This window comes from Pseudaquabacterium inlustre (assembly GCF_038066595.1).
Classification (GTDB): domain Bacteria; phylum Pseudomonadota; class Gammaproteobacteria; order Burkholderiales; family Burkholderiaceae_C; genus Pseudaquabacterium; species Pseudaquabacterium inlustre.
Genome location: NZ_JBBUTH010000009.1, coordinates 129,325 through 145,105 on the forward strand (window position 1 = coordinate 129,325; position 15,781 = coordinate 145,105).

At 72.5% G+C, this 15,781-nt stretch carries 13 protein-coding genes; 4 read left to right on the plus strand and 9 right to left on the minus strand.

From position 1 onward, the window contains the following. The first annotated feature begins 84 nt into the window (after positions 1-84). Both AACH10_RS18065 and AACH10_RS18070 read left to right on the plus strand, forming a co-directional pair. Positions 85-1,488, plus strand: a complete 1,404-nt coding sequence (locus tag AACH10_RS18065; RefSeq protein WP_341411881.1) for a phosphomannomutase/phosphoglucomutase — start codon at positions 85-87, stop codon at positions 1,486-1,488. A gap of 34 nt (positions 1,489-1,522) precedes the next feature. Then, positions 1,523-2,854, plus strand: a complete 1,332-nt coding sequence (locus tag AACH10_RS18070; RefSeq protein WP_341411882.1) for a 3-deoxy-D-manno-octulosonic acid transferase — start codon at positions 1,523-1,525, stop codon at positions 2,852-2,854. 28 nt (positions 2,855-2,882) lie between these two features. Here the strand turns inward: AACH10_RS18070 and AACH10_RS18075 are convergent, their stop codons facing one another. From AACH10_RS18075 to AACH10_RS18110, 8 genes are all read right to left on the minus strand, one after another. Next, on the minus strand, positions 2,883-4,193 hold the full coding sequence (locus tag AACH10_RS18075; RefSeq protein WP_341411883.1) for a DUF1501 domain-containing protein: 1,311 nt from the start codon (positions 4,191-4,193) through the stop codon (positions 2,883-2,885). A gap of 60 nt (positions 4,194-4,253) precedes the next feature. Next, positions 4,254-5,669, minus strand: coding sequence for a DUF1800 domain-containing protein (locus tag AACH10_RS18080; RefSeq protein ID WP_341411884.1), 1,416 nt, complete (start codon positions 5,667-5,669; stop codon positions 4,254-4,256). 81 nt (positions 5,670-5,750) lie between these two features. Further along, positions 5,751-7,103: a TolC family outer membrane protein gene (locus AACH10_RS18085; RefSeq protein WP_341411885.1), complete on the minus strand. Its 1,353-nt coding sequence runs from the start codon at positions 7,101-7,103 to the stop codon at positions 5,751-5,753. Positions 7,104-7,138: 35 nt separating this feature from the next. Next, positions 7,139-7,486 carry a rhodanese-like domain-containing protein gene (locus AACH10_RS18090; protein ID WP_341411886.1) on the minus strand — a complete coding sequence of 116 codons (348 nt, stop codon included), beginning with the start codon at positions 7,484-7,486 and terminating at the stop codon, positions 7,139-7,141. A gap of 41 nt (positions 7,487-7,527) precedes the next feature. After that, positions 7,528-8,181 (minus strand): protein-L-isoaspartate O-methyltransferase family protein, encoded by a 654-nt coding sequence (locus tag AACH10_RS18095; RefSeq protein ID WP_341411887.1) that lies wholly within the window; start codon positions 8,179-8,181, stop codon positions 7,528-7,530. 52 nt (positions 8,182-8,233) lie between these two features. Continuing rightward, positions 8,234-11,401, minus strand: coding sequence for an efflux RND transporter permease subunit (locus tag AACH10_RS18100; protein ID WP_341411888.1), 3,168 nt, complete (start codon positions 11,399-11,401; stop codon positions 8,234-8,236). Between the two features lie 16 nt (positions 11,402-11,417). After that, complete coding sequence (locus AACH10_RS18105; RefSeq protein WP_341411889.1) at positions 11,418-12,605, minus strand: efflux RND transporter periplasmic adaptor subunit; 1,188 nt, start codon at positions 12,603-12,605, stop codon at positions 11,418-11,420. Positions 12,606-12,637: 32 nt separating this feature from the next. Further along, complete coding sequence (locus AACH10_RS18110; protein WP_341411890.1) at positions 12,638-13,321, minus strand: TetR/AcrR family transcriptional regulator; 684 nt, start codon at positions 13,319-13,321, stop codon at positions 12,638-12,640. Between the two features lie 100 nt (positions 13,322-13,421). Here AACH10_RS18110 and AACH10_RS18115 point away from each other — a divergent pair, with 100 nt between their 5' ends. Together AACH10_RS18115 and AACH10_RS18120 are read left to right on the plus strand one after the other, a co-directional pair. After that, positions 13,422-14,075, plus strand: coding sequence for a hypothetical protein (locus tag AACH10_RS18115; RefSeq protein ID WP_341411891.1), 654 nt, complete (start codon positions 13,422-13,424; stop codon positions 14,073-14,075). Between the two features lie 76 nt (positions 14,076-14,151). After that, positions 14,152-14,976 carry an undecaprenyl-diphosphate phosphatase gene (locus AACH10_RS18120; RefSeq protein WP_341411892.1) on the plus strand — a complete coding sequence of 275 codons (825 nt, stop codon included), beginning with the start codon at positions 14,152-14,154 and terminating at the stop codon, positions 14,974-14,976. A 93-nt stretch (positions 14,977-15,069) separates the two neighbouring features. Here AACH10_RS18120 and trmB read toward each other — a convergent pair whose 3' ends face one another. After that, positions 15,070-15,702 (minus strand): tRNA (guanosine(46)-N7)-methyltransferase TrmB, encoded by a 633-nt coding sequence (gene trmB, locus AACH10_RS18125; RefSeq protein WP_341412313.1) that lies wholly within the window; start codon positions 15,700-15,702, stop codon positions 15,070-15,072. Between the last annotated feature and the right edge of the window lie 79 nt (positions 15,703-15,781).

The following is a 15,781-nucleotide window of genomic DNA, read 5'->3' on the forward strand; positions in this document are numbered from 1 at the left end:
CCGCGGCCGCCTGGCTGGCGCAAGGCGCGACGGGGCCTGCCTACAATGCCGCCCGGTCTACCTTCCACAGCATTCATCCATCCCATGCAAGTCCACGCCAGTGTCTTCAAGGCCTACGATATCCGCGGCATCGTCGGCCAGACGATCGACGAGACCTTCGCCGAGCACCTGGGCCGCGCCTTCGGCAGCGAGGCCGTGGCCGCCGGCGAGAAGGCCGTGGCCGTGGGCCGTGACGGGCGCGTGTCGGGCCCCGGCCTGGCGGCGGCGCTGATCCGTGGCCTGAAGAGCACCGGTCTGGATGTGGTGGACCTGGGCGCCGTGACCACGCCGATGCTGTATTACGTGGCTGCCACGCGCGGCGCGCATGGCTGCAAGTCGGGCATCCAGGTGACGGGCAGCCACAACCCCAAGGACTACAACGGCTTCAAGATGGTGCTGGCCGGCCGCGCCATCTATGGCGACGACATCCAGAAGCTGCGCCAGCGCATGGAGAGCGAGACCTACACCGCCAAGCGCGGCCGCGTCGCCAAGCTGGACATCCTGGCCGAATACACGCACCGCATCACCAGCGACTGCCAGCTCAAGCGCCCGATGAAGATCGTCGTCGACTCGGGCAACGGCATCCCCGGTGCCAGCGCCCCCGGCATCCTGCGCGCGCTCGGCTGCGAGGTGATCGACCTGTACTCGGTGGTCGATGGCGACTTCCCGAACCACCACCCCGATCCCAGCAAGCCCGAGAACCTGGAGGTGCTGAAGACCGTGGTGCGCGCCACCGGCGCCGAACTGGGCCTGGCCTTCGACGGCGACGGCGACCGCCTGGGCGTGGTGACGGCCGGCGGCAACATCATCTACCCCGACCGGCAGATCATGCTGTTCGCGCGCGACATCCTCAAGCGCAACAAGCGCGCCCAGATCATCTATGACGTGAAGTGCTCGCAGCGCGTGCCCGAGGTCATCAAGGCCGCCGGCGGCAAGCCGCTGCTGTGGAAGACCGGCCATTCGCTGGTCAAGGCCAAGCTGAAGGAAACCGGCGCCCCGTTTGCAGGCGAGATGAGCGGCCACCTGTTCTTCGGCGAGCGTTGGTACGGCTTCGACGACGCCATGTACACCGCCGGCCGCCTGCTCGAGATCCTGAGCCGCGAGAAGAACCCGAGTGCCGTGCTCGACGCGCTGCCCACCAGCTTCTCGACGCCCGAGCTGAACGTGCCCTGCGCCGAAGGCGAGCACCACCAGGTGGTGGCCGAGCTGCTGGCCCGCGTGGCCGATGGCCGTCTGGCCTTCCCGGGTGGCGAGGTGGGCACCATCGACGGCCTGCGCGTCGATTTCGCCGACGGCTTCGGCCTGATCCGCGGCAGCAACACCACGCCGGTGCTGGTGCTGCGCTTCGAGGGCCACACGGCCGAGGCGCTGGCCCGCATCGAGACGCAGTTCATGGACGCGCTGCGCGCGGTCAAGGCCGACGCGCACATCCAGCAGGCGGCGCACTGAGCGCGCCCCTGCGCCGCAGCGGAGCCCTGCCATCTTGAGCCGCCTGTGGCAGGGTGCCGTGCGCGCCGTCTATGCGCTGGCGCTGTGGCTGGCCACGCCGCTGTACCTGTGGCGGCTGTGGCGGCGCGGCGCCAGCGAGCCTGGCTACCGCGCGCACTGGGGCGAGCGCCTGGGCCGCTACGTCGGCGCGCCGCCCGAGCCGGGCTGCGTGTGGCTGCATGCCGTGTCGCTGGGCGAGGCGCGCGCTGCGCTGCCGCTGGTGGAAGCACTGCGCCGTCAGCGGCCGGGCGTGCGCCTGCTGTTCACGCATGGCACGGCCACCGGGCGCGAGGCCGGTGAGCGCCTGATGCAGCCCGGTGACCTGCAGGCCTGGCTGCCCTACGACACGCCGGGCGCCACGCGGCGCTTTCTGCGGCACTTCCGCCCCAGCGCGGGCGTGCTGATGGAAACCGAGATCTGGCCCGTGCTGCTGCGCGAGGCCGAGCGTGCCGGCGTGCCCATGGTGCTGGCCAATGCCCGGCTGTCCGAGCGCAGCGCGAGGAAGGGCCGGCGCCTGGCCGCGCTGCTGCATCCGGCCGCCGCGCGCCTGGCCAAGGTGCTGGCCCAGACACCCGACGACGCCCAGCGCCTGCGTGCCGCCGGTGCACGCGACGTGGCGGTGAGCGGCAACCTGAAGTTCGACATGACGCCACCGCCGCTGCTGCTGGCGCGCGGCCTGCAGTGGCGCCGCGCGCTGATGCGGCCAGTGGTGATGATGGCCTCCAGCCGCGAGGGCGAGGAGGAGCCGCTGCTCGACGACTGGGCCGCGCTGCCGTCGCCGCGCCCGCTGCTGCTGCTGGTGCCGCGGCACCCACAGCGCTTCGACATGGTGGCCAGCCTGGTGCAGGCTGCCGGGCTGACACTGGCGCGGCGCAGCCGCTGGGTCAACATGCCGCCCGACAACGCTGCGCAGGCCGATGTGTGGCTGGGCGACACGGTGGGCGAGATGCCGCTGTACTACGCCTGCGCCGACGTGGCCCTGCTGGGCGGCAGCTTCGAGCCGCTGGGCGGCCAGAACCTGATCGAGGCCGCGGCCTGCGGCTGCCCGGTGGTCATGGGGCCGCACACCTTCAACTTCGCCCAGGCGGCCTGGCATGCCGAGCAGTGCGGCGCCGCGCGCCGCGTGCAGGACCTGCAGCAAGGCGTGGACGTGGCCGTGATGGCGGTGGCCGACCTGGCGCGCAACCAGTGGGTCGACCGCGCGCTGGGCTTTGCCGCTGCGCACCGTGGCGCGGCCGAGCAGATGGCGGCCGAGGTGCTGGCTCTGGCCGGCGACGCGGTGGCCGTGGCGCCGCAGGATCCGACCACCCGGCCCGGGACGGCCTGAACGGGCCACCGCCGGCGGGCGCAGGTGTTCAGCTGCGCAGCAGCGGCAGCAGGCCCAGGTGCTCGCTGCCCGGCAGTGCGCGGCCATGCACGGTGGCCAGCGGCAGGCCCAGGTGCTGGTGCAGCGCGGTCTTGAACAGCGCACGCAGGTCGGTGGTGCTGCGCAGGTCCCGGCCCTCGGTGCGTTCACGCGGGGCCAGGCCCGGCCAGTCGGCCAGCACGCGGCCGCCGCGCACCGCGCCGCCGAGCGCAAAGGCGGCGGCGCCACTGCCATGGTCGGTGCCCTGGGTGCCGTTGGGCGCCACGGTGCGGCCGAACTCGGTGACCACCAGCACCAGCGTGCGCGCCCACGGAGCTGGCCCGCTGCCTGCCGTCGAGGTCGCTGCGGCCAGGCCCTGGTGCAGCGCGTCCAGCAGGGCATCCAGCGCGGCCAGGTTGCCGGCCAGCGCATTGGCCTGGTTCGCATGGGTGTCCCAGCCGCCCATCTCCAGCACCACGGTCTGCGGGCCGTCGGGCCGGGTCAGAAAGGCCGCGGCCTGCGTGCCCAGGGCGGCCAGCCGTGCCGCGTTGCCCGCCGGGCCAGCGCCGGACGCCATGCCCTGTGCGGCCATCTCCGGGCCCGGTGCGTGCAGCCGGCGAGCGCGCTCGAAGGCCGCGGCCAGGGCGGCATCGCCGGCGTAGAGCTGGGCCACGCGCTGGCCCAGGTCGGCCAAGGCATCGGGGGCGGGTTCATTGCGCTGTGGCGGCAGCCAGGTGTCCACCACCGCGTTGCCGCGCAGCACCAGCGGCACGGCTGCCTGCAGGGCCAGGCCGCGGGCGGCGCTGCTGCCGGCCGGCGCGCCGGGCAATTCGGCCAGCACGCGGCCCAGCCAGCCGCTGTCGAGCTCGAAGGGGCGGCGGCCGCCCGATTCCAGCAGCTGCTGGGCGTCGAAGTGCGAGCGCTCCTGGTAGGGCAGGCCCACGGCATGCAGCACGGCCGCGTCACCCTGCTGGTAGAGGGCGTGCAGGCGGCCCAGCGCCGGGTGCAGCGCGAAGGTGTCGTCCAGCCGCAGCGGCGCGCCGGTGGCTGCCGTGGCCGGCGGCGCGGCCAGCGCGCCGCGCGCGTTGGCGAAGGCCGGATCGCCCGGTACGGGCACCGCCGCCAGGCCGTCCAGGCCGCCGCGCAGGATCACCAGGGCCAGGCGCGGTGCGCCGGCGCCCGCCTGGCCCGCGACGCTGAGGCGGGCTGCCGGCAGCAGGCCGGCGCCCAGTGCCGCCCCCATCAGCCGCCGGCGGCCGATGCCGGCGGCGCCGGACGTGGGCAGGGCGTTCGGGGTCCGAGCGCGCGGTGCTGGGGGCATCGGTGGGGCCTGTGTTGATGAAGAAGGGCGGAACAGGTGGGCGGACCGGCCGGTGGCCACCTAGCGGCGCTGGAACTCGGGCGCCAGCCACAGCAGGGCCAGGGCCTGCTGGCCGTCGGCCGCACGGGCGATCTGCTGGCGGGCGGTGTCGCCCAGCCAGGGGCCCAGGCTGGCGGCGGCCAGCGCGCGGGCATCCACGGCGGCGCCGGCACGCTCGGCCCAGCGCCGCGACCAGGCCACGCGCTGCCACAGGGCCTCAGGGCCCAGCCATTCGTCGGCGCGGTCGGGCCAGCCGGCGGGCGAGGGCGCGGCCTGCAGCCGCTGGCCCATGGCGTTGAGCGCGGGGGCGCCAGCCTCGGCCAGGCGGCGCGCCGCGCGCTCGTCGAGCGTCAGCAGGCGGCCGGCCGAGAGCAGGAACTCCTCGGGCGATTTCAGCTTCTGTGGCGGCGCGGCCCAGGCCTCGGGGCTGTCGATCAGCGCGGCATACACCGCCGGCAGGTCGCCGTCGCTGTCGGTGAAGCGCTGTGCCAGCCGTGCCACCAGGGCCGGTGGCGGCTGGTCGGCCACCAGGTGGCGCGCCAGCTTCAGCGCGATGTGCCGCGCGGTGGCCGGGTGGCGCGCCAGGTCGTCCAGCACAGCGCGCAGCGCCTGCGGCCCTTCGGCATGGCGGCGGCCCAGCACCACTTTGTCGCCCGGTTGGTGCCAATCGGCGTCGAACCGCGTGCCGGGCGCCGATGCCGCGTCACCGTCGATCACCGGGCCGCGCCAGCCGGTCAGCACGGCCGCGAAGGCCGTGACGTCGGCCTGGCCGTAGCCGCCCATCGGGCCGTAGGTGGCGTCGGCGCCGGCCATGTCGCCGCTGCGCGCCACGCCCAGCGTGTGCAGTTCCAGCACCTCGCGGGCCAGGTTCTCGTTCAGCCCGGTCAGGCGTGGCGCCTGTCCGCTGCGCTCGCCGCGGCGGCGCACGCGCTGCACGATGGCCGATTGCGGCCCGGCCGAGCCCTGGTTGTCCAGGTAGCGCAGCATGGTCGGGTGGGTCACGGCGGCCGCGAGCAGATCGGCGAAGCGGCCGGCGATGTGCGGCCGGATCGCCTCGCGCTCGAAGGCGCCCACCAGGCCCTGGGCCGCGCCCTTGGCCAGCGACACGGTGAAGTGGTTGCACCAGAACAGCTGCAGGCGCTCGGCAAAGGGCCGGCGCGTGCGCAGCGCGGTGAGCAGGCGCGACTGCTGGTCGGCCAGCACCTGCTGGCGCAGCGCACGTTCGGCCTCGGGCTCGCGCAGCCGGCGGGCGGTGGCCTGCACGCGCAGGGCCTGGGCGAAGTCGGGCAGCGCCTCGCCCAGCGGGGCGTCGGCCGGGCCGATCTGGGCGCGCAGCCAGCCGGCGGCGTCCGGGGCCAGCGCGGCGGTGTCGGCCTCACCCAGACCGAAGCGGTGGGCGGCGACGGTGGCGGCCAGGGTGCGCGCGGCGGCGGTCATGCCGCTTCAACGGCCGGCGTGGGCGCCGGGTTGGCCGCGCCAGGGTAAACACCGGCCCGGCACCGCCGGCCGGCGCCGCGTTCAGCGGACGAGCAGGGCCTCGATGGCGTCCACATCGCCGGGCTGCAGCAGGCCCGCGGCCTGGCGCAGCTTCAGGCTGGTGACCAGGGCGTCGTAGCGCGCCTTGGCCAGATCGCGCTGCGTGCCGTAGAGCTGCGACTGGGCGTTCAGCACGTCGAGGTTGACGCGCACGCCCACCTTGTAGCCCAGTTGCGTGGCATCCAGCGCCAGCTTGCTGGACGATTCGGCTGCCTCCAGGGCCTTGACCTGGCCCTGCAGCGACTGCACGCCCAGGAAGGCGCTGCGCGTGCCCAGCGCCACGCTGCGGCGGGCGGCGTCCAGGTCCTGGCGGGCCTTGTCTTCCAACACCAGGGTTTCCTTGACGCGGTTCTGGATCGCGTAGCCGGCGAACAGCGGCATCGCCAGCTGCACGCCCACGCTGGTGGTGGTGGTGGTGCCGGGGCGGCCGAAAGCGTCGGTGACGGCGGTGCCGCGGCTGTCGCTGCCCGACACGCGGCCAACCAGGTTGACTGTCGGCAGATGGCCGGCCTTGGCCTTCTCGGTCTCCAGGCGTGCCACGTCCATGGCCAGCTGGGCCTTGCGGATGCCGGGGTGGCGGCCGTCGGCCTGGCCGACCCAGTCGTCGGCACTGGCCGGCAGCACCGGCGGCAGGGTCAGCGGCAGGGCCAGGCCGCGCGGCGCCACGCTCTGGCGGCCCACCAACTGGTCGAGGGCCACGCGCTTGGTGCGCAGGTCGTTCTCGGCCACCAGTTCGCGCGCCACGTCCAGGTCGAAGCGGGCCTGGGCTTCGCGGGTGTCGGTGATGGTGGCGGTGCCGACCTCGAAATTGCGCTTGGCCGAGGCCAGCTGCTCGGCGGTGGCCTTCTTGGCCGCCTGCTGCGCGGTCAGCGCATCCTGCGAGGCCAGCACGTCGAAATAGGCCTGGGCCACCCGCACGATCAGGTCCTGTTCGGCGGTCTCGAGGTCGGCGCGGGCCACGTCCAGCGCACGCTGGGCCTGGTCGAAGCTGGCCTTGTTGGCGCGGTTGAACAGCGGGTAGCTGCCATCGACCGTGACGGTGCCGTTGGTCAGCGAGGTGTTGTTGCCGCCCGGCACGTTGGCCTCGGCACGGTTGGCGGTGGCGCTGAGCTGTGCGCTGGGCAGCTTCAGCGCGTCGGCCTGGGCCGCCTTGTGGACGGCCGAGTCGGCCTGGGCGCGTGCGGCCAGGTAGGTGGCATCGAAGGCGCGGGCGGCCTCGTACAGCGTCTTCAGGCTCTGCGCCTGGGCCAGACCGGGCATGGCCACCAGTCCCGCCCCCATCACCAGCAGGCTCGAACGGACGACGGCGGTCAGGCGCAGGGGCGTGCAGGGCATGGAGGGGGTCCTTCGGGGGCGTTTGGAATGGTCGGTCAGTAACGTGGCACCGAGGCGTCCACCTGGGTGGACCAAGCGTCGATGCCGCCATGGACGTTGTACACGTGCGCGTGGCCCTGGCGCTGCAGGAATGCGACGCACTGCAGGCTGCGCATGCCGTGGTGACACAAAGCCAGGATGGTCTGCGCCGGATCCAGCTCGGCCAGGCGCTGCGGCAGCTGGCCCATCGGGATGTGCAGCAGGCGGGCGCCCGGCAGCGTCAGCCGCGCGGTCTCGAGCTCCCAGTCCTCGCGCACGTCCAGCAGCACGGGCTGCGTGGCGGCGTGCTCGGCGACGAAGGCCGCGAGGTCCTGCACGTGCAGCTGGCGCAAGGGGGCGTTCATGGCGTCGGTGATGCCGTCTGAGTGGGCCGCCGTGCGCCGGCTCAGAAGCTGAAGCGCGAGGGCTCGTCGAAGCCGCGCAGGCGGGGCTGCACGGTGTCGAACAGTTCCTTGGTCTGCGAGGCGGCGTCGGACAGGCGGGTGACGCGCACGGCGCGCATCACCGGCTCGTTGCCGACCACGGCGATCAGGCGGCCACCGGGTTTGAGCTGCTGCAGCAGGGCCTTGGGCATCTGCGCCACCGAGCCGGAGAGCACCATGACGTCGAACGGGCCCTCGGCGGCCAGGCCGGCGGCGCCGTTGCCCTCGCGCACCGTGGCATTGACGATGCCGGCGCGCTGCAGGTTCTCGCGCGCAAAGCGGGCGAGTGCGGGCTTGTCTTCCATCGTCACCACGCTCTGCGCGCGGTGGGCCAGCAGTGCGGCCATGAAGCCCGAGCCGGCGCCGATCTCGAGCACCTTCTCGTGGCGCTGCACCTGGGCTTCCTGCAGCAGGCGGGCCTCGACGCGCGGGCACAGCATGCGCTCGCCTTCGGGCAGCGGCACCTCGATGTCGGAGAAGGCCAGCGCACGGTGCTCGGCGGGCACGAAGTCCTCGCGGCGCACGACGGCCAGCAGCGACAGCACGGCGGAATCGAGCACGTCCCAGGGACGGATCTGCTGCTCGATCATGTTGAAACGGGCCTGTTCGACGTTCATCGCGGGTCCTGATATACGGTAGAGGGTATCACTGGGCGGGAGAACCCGAATTCTAGAGGGGGCTCTGACCGCTGCCTTGCGCCGGCGCAGCTTTGCCGAAGCGGCGGCGCAGCCAGCCCCCCAGATCGTCCATCCAGCCGTAGATCACCGGCACCACCACCAGGGTCAGCACGCTGGAGGTGATGACGCCGCCGATCACCGCCTGGCCCATCGGCGCGCGCTGCTCCGAGCCCTCGGTGAGTGCCAGCGCCAGCGGCAGCATGCCGAAGACCATGGCCAGCGTGGTCATCAGGATCGGGCGCAGGCGCACGCGCGCTGCCTGCAGCAGGGCCTCGGCGCGGGCCACGCCGTCCTCGCGGGCGCGGTTGGCAAAGTCGACCAGCAGGATGGCGTTCTTGGTCACCAGGCCCATCAGCATCACCACGCCGATGACCGAGAACATGTTCAGCGTGCTGCGCCAGATCAGCAGCGCGCCGACCACGCCGATCAGCGTCAGCGGCAGCGAGCTCATCAGCGCGATGGGCTGCAGCACGCTGCGGAACTGGCTGGCCAGGATCATGTAGATGAACACCACGCCCATCAGCAGCGCCTGCACCGCGAACACGAAGGATTCCTGCATGTCCTTGGTGCTGCCGCCGAAGCGGAAGCTGTAGCCCGGCGGCAGCGGGGTCGCGTCGAGCAGCTTGCGGATGTCGGCCGACACCTCGCCCAGCGGGCGGCCGTCAGCGTTGGCGGTGATCTCGCTCTCGCGGTTCAGGTCGCGGCGGTTGATCTGGTTGGGGCCGGTGCCTGGGCGCAGGTCCACCACCTGCGACAGGCGCACCGCGCGCACCGAGCCGTCGGCAAACGGGCCGGTGACCAGCGGCACGCGGCCCAGGTCGGACAGATTGGCACGGGCCTCGGGCGCCAGGCGCAGCTTGACGTCGTAGCTCTGGTCGTCGGCGGCACGCCAGTCGCCCAGCGTCTGCCCGGCCACCAGGGCCCGCAGCGTGCTGGTGACGCTGCCCACCGACAGGCCCAGATCGGCCGCGGCGTCGCGCTTGACGTCCACCGACACCGTGGGCTTGGGCGGCTTCATGCTGGTGTCCAGATCCGCCACGCCGGCCACCGCGGCCAGGCGCGGCATCAGGCTGTCGGTCAGGCGCTGCAGCGTGGCCAGATCCGGGCCCTGCAGCGACAGCGAGATCGGCTTGCCGCCGCCCACCGCGTCCAGCAGGCCCACGTGCGTGACCGTGATGCCCGGCACCTGGGCCAGTTGCTGGCGCAGCGGCACCGACATCTGGTCGACCGAGCGCGTGCGCTGCTTGCGGTCGACCAGGCGCACGAACACTGACGCATAGTTGCGGCCCTGGGCCTGGCCGGTGTTGACGGTGGCCAGCGTGCTGTGCACCTCGGGCATGGCGCGCAGGATGGCATCGACTTGGCGCACGCGCGCCTCGGTCAGCGCCAGCGGGGTGCCCACCGGGGTGTAGAAGCTGACCGAGCTTTCGCTGTAATCGGCCTTGGGCACGAACTCGGTGCCCACCTTCTTCAGCAGGCCCAGCGCCAGCACCAGCGAGCCGATGGCGATCAGCACGGTGAGGACGGGATGCGCCAGCGACCAGCGCAGCGTCACCACATAACCGTCGCCCAGGCGGTGCGAGGCGCGGTCCACCCAGTGCGTCAGGCGGCCCAGCGTGTGGTCGTACAGGTTGCGCGGCACGAAGGGCTGGCCCTCGCGGTCGATGGCGGGGTCGTGCCACACGCTGCTCATCATCGGGTCGAGCGTGAAGCTGACGAACATCGAGATCAGCACCGCGGCCACGATGGTGATGCCGAACTCGTGGAAGAACTTGCCGATGATGCCGCCCATGAAGCCGATGGGCAGGAACACCGCCACGATGGACAGCGTGGTGGCCAGCACCGCCAGGCCGATCTCGTTGGTGCCGTCCAGCGAGGCCTGGCGTGCGCTCTTGCCCATCTGCACATGGCGCACGATGTTCTCGCGCACCACGATGGCGTCGTCGATCAGCAGGCCCACGCACAGGCTCATGGCCATCAGCGTGACCATGTTGATCGAGAAGCCGGCCCAGTACATCACGAAGAAGGTGCCGATCAGCGCGATCGGCAGCGTCAGGCCGGTGATGACCGTGGAGCGCCAGCTGTTGAGGAACAGGAACACGATGGCGATCGTGAGCAGCGCGCCCTCGATCAGCGTGCGCTTGACGTTGGCCACCGACACGCGGATCGGCCGCGAGCCGTCGCGCACCACCTCCACCGCGACGCCCTTGGGCAGCTGGGGCTTGACCCCCTCGACGGCGGCCAGCAGTCCATCCACCACCTGGATGGTGTTCTCGCCCTGGCTCTTTTGCACCTCCAGCGCGATGGTGCGCTGGCCGTTGAACAGCGCCAGGGTCTCGATCTCCTCGGGGCCGTCGACCACCCGCGCCACCTGGCCCAGGCGCACCGGCTGCTGCGCGCCCGCGGCGCCACGGCGCGCCACCACCAGCTTCTCCAGGTCGGCCGGGCGCTGCACGCGGCCCTCGATCTGCACGATGCGCTCGCCTTCGCCCGAGCGCAGGCTGCCGGCCGGCAGGGTCTGGTTTTCGGTGCGCAGCGCGCTGGTCACGGCGTCGATGCCCACGCCCAGGCCTTCCATGGCCTGGGGCTGCAGGTAGACGTTGACCTCGCGCTTGACGCCGCCCACCAGCGTCACTGCGCCCACGCCACGCACGTTCTCCAGGCGCTTGCGCAGCACCTGGTCGGCATAGGTGGTGAGCTCCTGCACGCTGCGGCTGCCGTCGGGCGAGGTCAGGGCCAGCGAGAAGATCGGCCGCGAAGCGGGGTCGAAGCGCGAGACGCGCGGCTCCTTCACCTCGTCGCGGAAGCTGGGCTTGACGATGGCCAGCTTCTCGCGCACGTCATCGGCGGCACGGCGGCCCTCGATGTCGAGGTTGAACTGCACGATGATGACCGAGGTGCCCTCGTAGCTGCGCGAGAACAGCTGGTTGATGCCGGCGATGGTGTTGACGGACTCCTCGACCTTCTTGGTCACCTCCTGCTCGACGATCTCGGGCGAGGCGCCGGGATAGTCGACCTGCACCACCACGGTGGGGAAGTCGACATCCGGGAACTGGTCGACCTTCAGGCGCTGGTAGCCCACCAGCCCCAGCACGACGAGGGCCAGCATGACCATCACGGCCATCACCGGGTTGGCGATCGAGACGCGCGTGAACCACATGGCGGTGCGGCCCCGTTCAGCGGCTGGCAGCCGAGGCCGGGGCCGGGGCGCTGGCGGCGGTGGCAGGCAGACGCAGGCGTGCGCCACTGGCCACCAGGCCGGTGCTGGCGGCCAGCACGCGCTCGCCCTCGGCCAGTCCGGCGCTCACCTCCACCCACTCGGCACCGTCCACCAGGCCGCGCAGGCCCAGCGTGAGCGGGCGGTGCTCGGCCTGCGTGCTGCCGTCCCGGGTGACGGCCACCACCACATAGGGCCGCGCCTGGTCGTTGCGCACGGCCGTGGCCGGCACGGCCAGCACCGCACGGCGCTCCAGCTCGATCCAGCCTCGCGCGAACAGGCCGCTGCGCAGGCCCGGCGCGCCGGCCACGCTCAGGTAGGCGGGCACGGTGCGCGCGCCGCTGGCGGCGGCGGGGTTGATGCGCACCACCGTGGCGGTCAGCGGTGCGCCGCCGCCTTCCACCTCCAGCCGGGCACGGGCGCCCACGCGCAGCGCGGCCACGTCCTGCGGCGGCACGGCGGCTTCGAGCTCCAGCGTCGACAGGTCGACGATCTCGAGGATGCGGCCATCCACCGCCACGCGCTCACCCGGCTGGGCCAGGCGTTGCGACACCAGGCCGCCGATCGGCGCGGCCAGCGCGGCGTCGTTGCGGGCCTTGCGCGCCAGTTCCACGGCCGCCTGGGCAGCCTGCAGGGTGGCCAGCGCGCCGGCCTCGTTGGACACCGAGGTCTCCAGCGCCGTGGGCGAGATGAAGCCCTGGTTGACCAGCGCCTTGTTGTTGGTGAGCTGCCGACGGGCGATGTCCAGCTGGGCCTGGGCGGCAGCGGCCTGTTGCTCGGCCTGGCGCAGCTTCCAGTCGAACTCGGTGGTGTCGATCTGGGCCACGGCCTGGCCGGCGCGCACGGTGTCGCCCTCGCGCACGGCCACGCTCTTGAGCTCGCCGGCCACGCGGGCCTTGACCACCGCGGTGTTGATCGCGCGCAGCGTGCCCGAGACCTCGATCTGGCGCGCCAGCTCGGTGCGGCGCGCCTGCAGCAGGTCTTGCGCGGCCAGCGCCAGCGTGGGCAGCGCGGCCGAGGCCGGGGACGATGCGGCTGCCGCCGCGGCGGGCGGCGTGTCGCCGCGGCCCTTGAGGCTGCGGGCGGCGAACAGGGCAACGATCAGCACCGCCACGGCGGGCAGTGTCCAGCGGATCCAGCGTGTCATCGGGGCAGGGCGGTGGGAGGGTGGGGTGGGGCTCAGGCCGGGTTCGGGGCGCCGGCGCGCAGGCCGGCCAGCACCAGTTGCACATGCTGGCCGATGAAGTCGCGGCCTTCGATCTGCCAGTCGACCTGGCAGGCGCCGAGCGAGTGGCGGTGCAGGCAGACCATGATCAGCGGCAGCACCAGCGAATGCACCGCGTGGTCGATCGGCACATCACGGAACTCGCCGGCCGCGATGCCGCGGCGCAGCACGGCGCCCAGCAGGTCATGCGCCGGCTGCACCACTTCGCGCAGGTAGAAGCCGGCGATCTCGGGGAAGTTGCGCACCTCGGTGATGACCAGCTTGAACACGCCGGCAGCGGGGCTGTCGTACAGCTGCGTCCACCAGTCGACCAGGATCACGTTGAGCAGCTCGGTGGCGGTGCCGGGGTGGGCGGCCACCAGTTCGGCGCCGGCCACGATGCGGCTGCCCAGGTTCTGTGTGATCACCGCCTTCAGCAGCTCTTCCTTGCTGGGAAAGTACAGGTACAGCGTGCCCTTGGACACACCGGCGCGCTGCGCCACCTCTTCGGCGCGGGCGGCGGCGAAGCCCTTCTCGACGAACAGCGCCAGCGCGGCGTCGAGCAACTCCTGCGGCCGGGCCTCCTTGCGGCGGCGGCGCTGCAGCGGCTCGCTGCCGTCGGCAAGCTCATCGGCGGGTGGGGCGGAACGGTGGGGCAAGATGCACTTTAATGACTGACCGGTCAGTAATGTAGCCGTGTGGCGTGACACCGGTCAAGACGGGCAAGCCCGCAGGCCGAACTCTAGAATCCGCGCCCGCATGAGCCTCCACCGCCGACAACTCCTTCGTCGCAGTGCCGCCCTGGCACTGCCCGTGCTGCCTTCTCTGCCGCTGGCCTGGCTGGCCGGCTGCGCCACCGTGGGCAGCCCCACCGTCATCACTTTGGGTGAAACCGAACTGGGCGTGCTGGTGAACCGCGCCTTTCCGCTGCAGCGCCGCCTGTATGAACTGCTGGACGTGACGCTCAGTGCGCCGGCCCTGCGCCTGCAGCCCGAGCGCAACCGCCTGGCGGTGGCGCTGGACATCGCGGCGCAGGAGCGCCTGTTCAGCAAGGCGGCCAAGGGCCGACTGGCCTTCGACGGCGCGCTGCGCTACGAGCCCGGTGACGCCAGCGTGCGGCTGCAGCAGGTGCGCGTGTCGCAGTTCAGCCTGGAGGGCGGGGCGGCGATCCCCGGTGCGGTGGCCGCGGCGCTGCCCCCGGCGGCCGCGCCGGCGCCCGGCGCAGGCGCGTCGGCACCTGCCAGCGTCGGCCAGCGCCTGGGCCAGTCGCTGGCCGAGCGCATGCTGGAGAACCTCAGCATCTACAAGATCAGCCCCGAGCGCCTGGCCAGTCTGCGTCAGCTGGGCCTGCAGCCGGGTGCGGTGACGGTGACGGCGCGCGGCGTCGAGATCACGCTCGCGCGCGCCGGCTGACCCCAGCCCCGGCGCCCGGCGCCGTCATCGCGCGCGGCTATCATCCGCCGCTTCGCATTCGACCGAGAGAGCCGTCGTGGACGTAGTGTTGTTGGCCAAGGCGGCCGTCATGGGCATTGTGGAAGGGCTCACCGAGTTCCTGCCGATCTCGTCGACCGGCCACCTGATCCTGGCGGGCTCGCTGCTGGGCATGAACGACGAGGTGGGCAAGGTCTTCGAGATCGCCATCCAGACCGGCGCCATCTTCGCTGTGATCATCGTCTACTGGCAGCGCCTGCGCGACGCCGTGGCCGGCCTGCGGCACAGCCCGGTACAGCAACGCTTCGTGGCCAATGTGCTCATCGGCTTCCTGCCGGCGGTGGTGCTCGGCCTGGCCTTCGGCAAGGCCATCAAGGCGCACCTGTTCACGCCCACGGTGGTGGCCAGCACCTTCATCCTCGGCGCCTTCGTCATCCTGTGGGCCGAGCGGCGTCAGGCCACCGCGGTGCGCATCGAGTCGGTCGACCAGATGAGCGGCCTGGATGCGCTGAAGGTGGGCCTGGTGCAGTGCTTCGCGATGATCCCCGGCACCAGCCGCTCGGGCGCCACCATCATCGGCGGCATGCTGCTGGGCCTGTCGCGCAAGGCGGCCACCGATTTCAGCTTCTTCCTGGCCATCCCGACGCTGATCGGTGCCGGTCTGTACAGCCTGTACAAGGCACGCGCGCTGCTGCACGCGTCCGATCTGCCGCTGTTCGCCGTGGGCTTGGTCACGGCCTTCGTCAGTGCCTATGCCTGCGTGCGCTGGCTGCTGCGCTACATCGCCAGCCACAGCTTCACGCCCTTTGCCTGGTACCGCATTGCCTTCGGCGTGCTGGTGCTGCTGACCGCCCACATGGGCTGGGTCGACTGGCGCGACTGATTCCGACCTGTCGGGACACGGGCCACACGGGCCGAGCGCCGGCCCGCCCCGCGCGGCGGGTGGCCCCGCGCACCCGCGGGGCCGGGTGCCCACTTACCTGCGGCGGAACATCAGGTCCCACACGCCATGGCCCAGGCGCAGGCCGCGCGCCTCGAACTTGGTGAGCGGGCGCAGCTCGGGCTTGGGTGCGAAGCCGTCGGCGGTGTTCTCCAGCGCCGCGCAGCCGCCCAGCACCTCCAGCATCTGGTGGGCGTAGGGCTCCCAGTCGGTGGCGCAGTGCAGCCAGCCGCCGGGGGCCAGCCGGCTGGCCAGCAGATCCACGAAAGGCGGCTGGATCAGCCGGCGCTTGTGGTGGCGCTTCTTGTGCCAGGGGTCGGGAAAGTAGATGTGCAGGCCGGCCAGGCTGCCGGGCGCCACCATGTGCTCCAGCACCTGCACCGCGTCGTGCTGGAAGATGCGCAGGTTGGTCAGGCCGCGCTCGCCGATCTCGCGCAGCAGCGCCCCCACGCCGGGCTCGTGCACCTCGATGCCGATGAAGTCCAGGTCGGGCCGCGCCGCGGCGATCTGGGCCGTGGCCTGGCCCATGCCGAAGCCGATCTCCACCACCACCGGGGCCTGGCGGCCGAACACCGCGGCCGTGTCCAGCGGCTGGCCGGTCGCACCGGTGAACGGCAGCACGAAGCGCGGGCCCAGTTCGCGCAGCGCGCGCACCTGGCCGCTGCCCATGCGGCCCGCGCGCAGCACGAAGCTGCGCACCGGGCGGTGGTGCGCGGTGTCGGCGCCATCGGTGTCAGGGCCGGCCGGC